The organism is Methylobacterium sp. D54C, assembly GCF_053345595.1.
Genome location: NZ_JBKFAK010000065.1, coordinates 1 through 6587, shown reverse-complemented (window position 1 = coordinate 6587; position 6587 = coordinate 1). Strand labels below are relative to the sequence as shown.

6 protein-coding genes are annotated in these 6587 nt (G+C 72.9%); 5 read left to right on the top strand and 1 reads right to left on the bottom strand.

Annotated features, from left to right (window positions below; translation table 11 throughout):
• Window positions 1-223 precede the first annotated feature (223 nt).
• Window positions 224-1177 carry a sulfite oxidase heme-binding subunit YedZ gene (locus ACLBYB_RS32365; protein ID WP_447701321.1) on the bottom strand — a complete coding sequence of 318 codons (954 nt, stop codon included), beginning with the start codon at window positions 1175-1177 and terminating at the stop codon, window positions 224-226.
• Window positions 1178-1384: 207 nt separating this feature from the next.
• Here ACLBYB_RS32365 and ACLBYB_RS32360 point away from each other — a divergent pair, with 207 nt between their 5' ends.
• The 5 genes from ACLBYB_RS32360 to ACLBYB_RS32340 form a co-directional block, all read left to right on the top strand.
• Window positions 1385-2395, top strand: a complete 1011-nt coding sequence (locus ACLBYB_RS32360) for an aldo/keto reductase (RefSeq protein WP_020092720.1) — start codon at window positions 1385-1387, stop codon at window positions 2393-2395.
• A 298-nt stretch (window positions 2396-2693) separates the two neighbouring features.
• A complete protein-coding gene (rimP, locus tag ACLBYB_RS32355) occupies window positions 2694-3455 on the top strand; it encodes a ribosome maturation factor RimP (RefSeq protein ID WP_091679719.1) in 762 nt (253 codons plus the stop codon).
• A gap of 64 nt (window positions 3456-3519) precedes the next feature.
• The gene (gene nusA / locus ACLBYB_RS32350) at window positions 3520-5145 is read left to right on the top strand and encodes a transcription termination factor NusA (protein WP_447701320.1); all 1626 of its coding nucleotides are present in this window, start codon (window positions 3520-3522) and stop codon (window positions 5143-5145) included.
• Between the two features lie 25 nt (window positions 5146-5170).
• Entirely contained in the window at window positions 5171-5893 is a 723-nt protein-coding gene (locus ACLBYB_RS32345) for an RNA-binding protein (RefSeq protein ID WP_447701319.1), read from the top strand.
• Between the two features lie 76 nt (window positions 5894-5969).
• A partial coding sequence (locus tag ACLBYB_RS32340; protein ID WP_447701318.1) for a translation initiation factor IF-2 associated domain-containing protein occupies window positions 5970-6587 on the top strand: 618 nt, incomplete at its 3' end.

The window sequence follows — 6587 nt, the reverse complement described above, 5'->3', positions numbered from 1 at the left end:
GGCGTGCAGGCCGCGGCTGCCGGCGCGGCGGCGGCCGGCGGCGGCGCGGCGGGCGCCGCCTTGGCGGCCGGCTTCGCGGCCTGGGTCGCGGGGGGCGTCGCGAAGGCGAGGGTCGGCGCGAGCAAGCCCGCGATCAGGAGAGGCGTGCCGCGCATGGCGTCTCGAAAGCTCCGCTGGGCCCGGGGCCGCCGGCGGCGGAGGACCGGGAGCGGGTTCTGCGGCATCAGGCCGACGGCGACAAGGGCTCCCTGACGGGCTCCCTGACGGGCTCCCGGACGGGCTCCCGGATAGGCTCCCGGCGGGCCACCTGGGCCGGTCGCCTGCCGGGTGCCGGGGCCTTCGGGCCGCGCACGAGCGCCACGAGCGGGAGCGACAGGCCGACGGCCAGCACCCACCAGGCCGGCCGGATCGGCCCGGAGAAGTCCAGGTTGGCGGCGAGGACGAGGTTGGCCGGCACACCGCTGGCGAGGCCGTACCACGCGGCCTCCAGCCCGGCGGTCGCGAGCCCGGCGACGATCGCCAGGAGGAGGAGCGACCAGGGCCGCTCCGGCCACTGGAAGCGCCGCATCACCCGCCAGCCCATCAGCAGCAGGAACAGGCCCGCCGAGAAGACCGGGTCGGTGACGTCGATCTTCGACTGCAGGAAGTAGTGGACCAGGGCCGCCACGGCGATCGTGTAGGTGAGGCGGTGCAGGCGGTTCCAGTTCGGGCCGAGGTTGCGGATCGCCGCGTCCGTGGAGGTCAACCCTAAGGCGATCAGGCCGATCAGGGCCACGAAGCCGATCGTCAGGTAGAGCCGGAGCGCGATCTCGGAGATCACCTTGGTGAGGATCAGGTTCTGGTCGACGGCGTAGAGGGTCAGATGGGCCACCGCGTAGGCCATCACGGTGACGCCGAGCATGCGCCGCACGACGAGGACCTTCGTCCAGTCCGCGAGGCGGCGCAGCGGCGAGATCGCCAGCGAGAAGAGCAGGAAGCGCACCGCCCACTCGCCGGTGGCGTGGATCAGCGCGGTGATCGGCTTCGCGCCGAGGGCGTCGAGCCGGTAGGCGGTCGCGAGGTAGAGCGCGGGCGCCACGCAGCACGCGAACACCGCGAGCTTCAGCCAGGAGAGGCGGCCCGCCCGGTCGAGCCAGGGGAGGGGGATGCCGAGGGCGGCGGCCGAGCGATCGATCATGGGTCCGAACGGAAGCTTCGCGGTGGACGACGGCGCCGCGCCGATGGCCCGGGCCACCGGCGGGAACGGCTGCCCGGGCCATCGGTGCCGTCACGGGTCGGTTCGCCGCGGGCGTTCGCGGGTTACAGGGCGGCGTTGACCTGTGTTGTGGTTGACCGCGCCGTTCCCGCGGCGAGATAGCGGGACGACGGACGTTGGAGGGATCCCATGCAGTATCGCACGCTCGGCCGCTCCGGCCTCAAGGTCTCGCCGATCTGCCTCGGCACGATGATGTTCGGCGGCCCCACCGACGAGGCCACGGCCGGCCGCGTCGTCGCCAGCGCCCGGGAGGCCGGGATCAACTTCATCGACACGGCCAACGTCTACACGGAGGGCCGCTCGGAGGAGATCACCGGCCGGGCGATCCGGGCGGAGCGCGACGCCTGGGTCCTGGCCACCAAGGTCGCCAACCCGACCGGGCCGGGCGTCAACGACCGCGGCCTCTCGCGGGTCCACGTTATGAAGGCCGCCGAGGACAGCCTGCGCCGCCTCGGCACGGATTTCATCGACATCTACTACCTCCACAAGGAGGACCACGACACGCCGCTGGCCGAGACGGTCCGGGCGATCGCCGACCTCGTGCGGGCGGGCAAGATCCGCCATTTCGGCGTCTCGAATCACCGCTCCTGGCGGGTCGCCGAGATCTGCCGGCTCTGCGACGAGGCCGGGATCGACCGGCCGGTGGTGAGCCAGCCCTACTACAACGCCTTCAACCGGATGCCGGAGACCGAGCACCTGCCGGCCTGCGCGCATTTCGGGCTCGGCGTGGTGCCGTACTCGCCGCTCGCGCGCGGCGTGCTCACCGGCAAGTACGACCCGGACGCGCCGCCGCCGGCCGAGTCGCGGGCCGGCCGCCAGGACGCCCGGATGATGCAGACCGAGTGGCGCCCGGAATCCCTGCGCATCGCCCGGACCTTGAGGGAGCACGCCGAGGCCCGCGGCATCACGGCCGGCCAGTTCGCCACCGCCTGGGTGCTGAACAACCGCCTCGTCACGGGCGTGATCGCCGGGCCGCGGACGGAGGCGCAGTGGCAGGAATATCTCGGCGCCCTCGACTACGCCTTCACCCCGGAGGACGAGGCGCTGGTCGACGGGTTCGTGGCCGCGGGGCATCCGACGACGCCGGGCTACAACGATCCGGCCTATCCGCTGGAGGGGCGGGTGCCGCGCAGCGGCTGAGACGCGGCCGATCTTCGACCGATCCCCTCATCCTGAGGTGGCCGCGAAGCGCGACATCGAAGGATGAGGCGGAGCTGGGGACGAGCGGGCTCGCGCGGCGCGGCGGATCCACCTTGCGCTCCGGGCCGAGGGCCGCTATCTAGCTCTCAACAGTTCTGATGGCAGTCGAGAGGCTGCGGTTCGGGAGTGGGCCCCACCGGGTCCGCTCTTTTTTTTCGCCGCACACCCTCTCGCCGCACGAGGCCCCACGCCGCGGGCGGCCAGGCAGAACGCCGCGAAGGTTGCGCGCTGAACACCCATGTCGTCCGAGATTGAAGCGGATCTGTCCGAGAAGCGCCTCGTCCGCGAGGCCGGAGTCGCCGCGCGCGTCGCGCAGGCGATCGAGGGGCCACTCGCGGGCCTCGGCTTCCGGCTGGTCCGGGTGCGGATGTCCAACGTCAACGGCTGCACCGTGCAGATCATGGCGGAGCGGCCGGACGGCACCTTCACGATCGACGATTGCGAGGCCGTGAGCCGCGCGATCTCGCCGATCCTCGACGTCGACGATCCGGTGGGCGGTGCCTACAACCTCGAAGTATCCTCGCCGGGGATCGACCGGCCGCTGGTGCGGGTCTCGGACTTCGCCCGCTGGGCCGGCTACGAGGCCAAGGTCGAGCTGAGCCCGCCGCTGGACGGGCGCAAGCGCTTCCGCGGCATCCTCGGCGCGCCGGACCCGACGGGCGCGACCGTCCCGATCGACCTGCCCGACGTGAAGGAAGGGCTGCCGAGCCGCATCGACCTGCCGCTCAAGGACCTCGCCGAGGCCCATCTCGTCCTCACCGACGAGCTGATCCGCGAGTCGCTGCGCCGCGGCGGGCCGCCCGCCACGGACGAGGCCGACGAGGCCGAGGACGAGGAGGACGCCGCGGAGAGCGCGCCGCCGGCGCGCGCACCGTTCCAGCCGAAGGGCCCCCGCAAGGCCAGCCCCGCGGCCAAGCCCCAGAAACAGGCCCGGACCGGCCCGAAAAAGCCGGTCGTGACCAAGGCGTCCCGGCTCAAGGACCGCGACTCCCTGCACTGAGACCCCCGGGTCCGCCGCCCGGCGGCCGGCCCGAAGATTTGACGGAAGAGAAGGACCGACACCGATGGCCGTCGTCAGCGCCAACAGGCTCGAACTCCTCCAGATCGCCGACGCGGTCGCCCGCGAGAAGGTGATCGACCGCTCCATCGTGATCGACGCGATGGAGGAGGCGATCGCCAAGGCCGCCCGCTCGCGCTACGGCGCCGAGACCGACGTTCACGCCGAGATCGACCCGAAGACCGGGGCGCTGCGCCTCTCGCGCCACCTCCTGGTCGTCGATCAGGTGGAGAACGACGCCCGCGAGATCACCCTCGACCAGGCCCGCCGCTACAACCCGGGCGCGCTGGTCGGCGACGTCATCTCCGACACCCTGCCGCCCTTCGATTTCGGCCGCGTGGCCGCGCAGTCGGCCAAGCAGGTCATCGTCCAGAAGGTGCGCGACGCCGAGCGCGCCCGCCAGTTCGACGAGTACAAGGACCGCATCGGCGAGATCCTCAACGGCATCGTGAAGCGGGTCGAGTACGGCAACGTCATCGTCGATCTCGGCCGCGGCGAGGGCATCGTGCGCCGGGACGAGATGATCCCGCGCGAGACCTTCCGGCCGGGCGACCGCATCCGCTCCTACCTGTTCGACGTGCGCTCGGAAGTGCGCGGCCCGCAGATCTTCCTGTCGCGCTCGCACCCGCAGTTCATGGCCAAGCTGTTCGGCCAGGAAGTGCCGGAGATCTACGACGGCATCGTCGAGGTGAAGGCGGTGGCCCGCGATCCGGGCTCGCGCGCCAAGATCGCGGTGATCTCGCGCGACGGCAGCATCGATCCCGTGGGCGCCTGCGTGGGTATGCGGGGATCTCGCGTGCAGGCCGTCGTCGGCGAGCTGCAGGGTGAGAAGATCGACATCATCCCGTGGTCGGAGGACGAGGCGACCTTCATCGTCAACGCCCTCCAGCCCGCCGAGGTGGTGAAGGTGGTGCTCGACGAGGAGGCCGACCGCATCGAGGTGGTGGTGCCGGACGACCAGCTGTCGCTGGCGATCGGCCGCCGCGGCCAGAACGTGCGCCTCGCCTCGCAGCTCACCGGCTGGGACATCGACATCCTGACCGAGGCCGAGGAATCGGAGCGCCGCCAGAAGGAGTTCGCCGAGCGGACCCAGGTGTTCATGGAGGCGCTCGACGTCGACGAGACCGTCGGCCAGCTGCTCGCCGCGGAAGGCTTCCGCAACGTCGAGGAGATCGCCTACGTCGACATCCAGGAGCTCTCCGGCATCCAGGGTCTCGACGAGGAGACCGGCACGGAGATCCAGGCCCGCGCCCAGGACCACCTCGCCCGGATCGAGCAGGCGCACGACGCCCGCCGCACCGAGCTCGGCGTCGCCGACGAGCTGCGCGAGATCGAGGGCATCACCACGCCCATGATGGTCGCCCTCGGCGAGAACGACGTGAAGACCGTCGAGGATCTGGCGGGCTGCGCCACCGACGACCTCGTCGGCTACACGGAGGGCCGCGGTCCCGAGGCCGTTCGCCACGCCGGCTACCTCGACGGGTTCGACCTGTCCCGCGCCGAGGCCGAGGCCCTGATCATGGCCGCCCGCCTGAAGGCCGGCTGGATCGAGGCCCTGCCGGAGCCGGAAGCCGAGGAGGGTGCCGAGGTGGCCGAGGGCGACGAGGCCGCCCCCGCGCAGGCCGAGGCCTGAGGCGGGCGCCGGCGGCGGAGGCGCGATGGTCGCGGTCGACACGACCCTGCCCGAGGACGGGCTGGATGCCGGGGGGCTCGATGCCGGCCCCGGCCGCCGCTCGCCCGAGCGGACCTGCATCGTCACGCGCGTCGTCCAGGCGCCGGACGCGATGATCCGGTTCGTGCGCGGGCCGGACGGCAGCGTCGTGCCCGACCTGCGCGCCAAGTTGCCGGGCCGCGGCGCCTGGATCAGCGCCCGGCGCGAGGCGGTCGCGACCGCGGTGCGGAAGAACATGTTCTCGCGGGCGTTCAAGGGGCCGACCCCGGCCGCCCCCGACCTGCCGGACCGGATCGCCGCCGGGCTGCGGGACGACCTGCGGCAGGCCATCGCCATGGCCAACAAGGCGGGCTGCGTGGTCGCGGGCTTCTCGAAGGTCGAGGCCGCGATCGGCGGCCAGCCCGGGGCGATCGCGGTGATTCATGCCGCCGAGGCGAGCCCGGACGGCCGGCGCAAGATCGCGTCGGCCTTGCACAGGCGTCACGGCGGGGCCATGTCAAGGATCCCGATCATCGATGACCTGTCCGAGGACGAATTGGACATGGCCTTAGGTCGGGATCATGTGATACACGCTGCGCTCGTCGCAGGAGCCGGAGCCGCCGGCTGCCTGTCGCGTTGGCGTCGGCTACGCTCCTTCGAGGGCGCCGCCGCGGCGACCGGGGAGCCCGATCCAGCCCGAATCGGCGGGATCGACGAAGCCTCACGTTGACGACGCAGGACTATTTTGACCGGCGCCACCGGGTGTCGGTTCACGGGACGATGGAAACCCTCAGGGTTCAGGCTGAATGAGCGATACGAACAACCCGGGCGACAAGACTCTGAACCGGACTTCCCCGAAGCCGCTCGGCCTCAAGCGGCCGATCGAGGCGGGCACCGTGCGTCAGAGCTTCTCCCATGGCCGCTCCAAGCAGGTCGTGGTCGAGACGGTGAAGCGCCGCGTCATCGGTGCGGCGCCGGCCGCCCCTGCCCGTGAACCCGCGCCCGCCCCGCGCCCGGCGGCCCCCGCGCCGACGGCGCCGGCCCCGCGTCCGGCGCAGCGCGCCGCTTCGGGGGTCGTCCTGCGCACCCTGAGCGAGCAGGAGAGTGCGGCCCGCGCCGCCGCCCTCGCCGACGCGCAGCGCCGCGAGGCCGAGGCCCGCCGCAAGGTGGAGGCCGAGGCCGAGGCGCGCCGTCGCGAGGCCGAGGAGCAGGCCCGCCGCGAGCGCGAGGCCGCCGAGGCCCGCCGTCGCGAGGACGAGGAGCGCAAGGCCGCGGCTGCGGCCGCCGCTGCGGCGGCGGCTGACGCTGCCAAGGCCGCCGAGGCTCAGGCCGCCGCCCCCGCACCCGCGGCCGACGCCCCCGCCGCGACACCGGCCCGTCCGGCCGAGGCGCCGGCCCAGCCGGCCGCTGCCCGTCCCGCCGCC

Coding starts and splice junctions, on each gene's coding strand:
- ACLBYB_RS32345 (WP_447701319.1), top strand. CDS start 5,171: ATGGTCGCGGTCGACACGACCCTGCCCGAGGACGGGCTGGATGCCGGG.
- rimP (WP_091679719.1), top strand. CDS start 2,694: ATGTCGTCCGAGATTGAAGCGGATCTGTCCGAGAAGCGCCTCGTCCGC.
- ACLBYB_RS32365 (WP_447701321.1), bottom strand. CDS start 1,177: ATGATCGATCGCTCGGCCGCCGCCCTCGGCATCCCCCTCCCCTGGCTC.
- ACLBYB_RS32360 (WP_020092720.1), top strand. CDS start 1,385: ATGCAGTATCGCACGCTCGGCCGCTCCGGCCTCAAGGTCTCGCCGATC.
- nusA (WP_447701320.1), top strand. CDS start 3,520: ATGGCCGTCGTCAGCGCCAACAGGCTCGAACTCCTCCAGATCGCCGAC.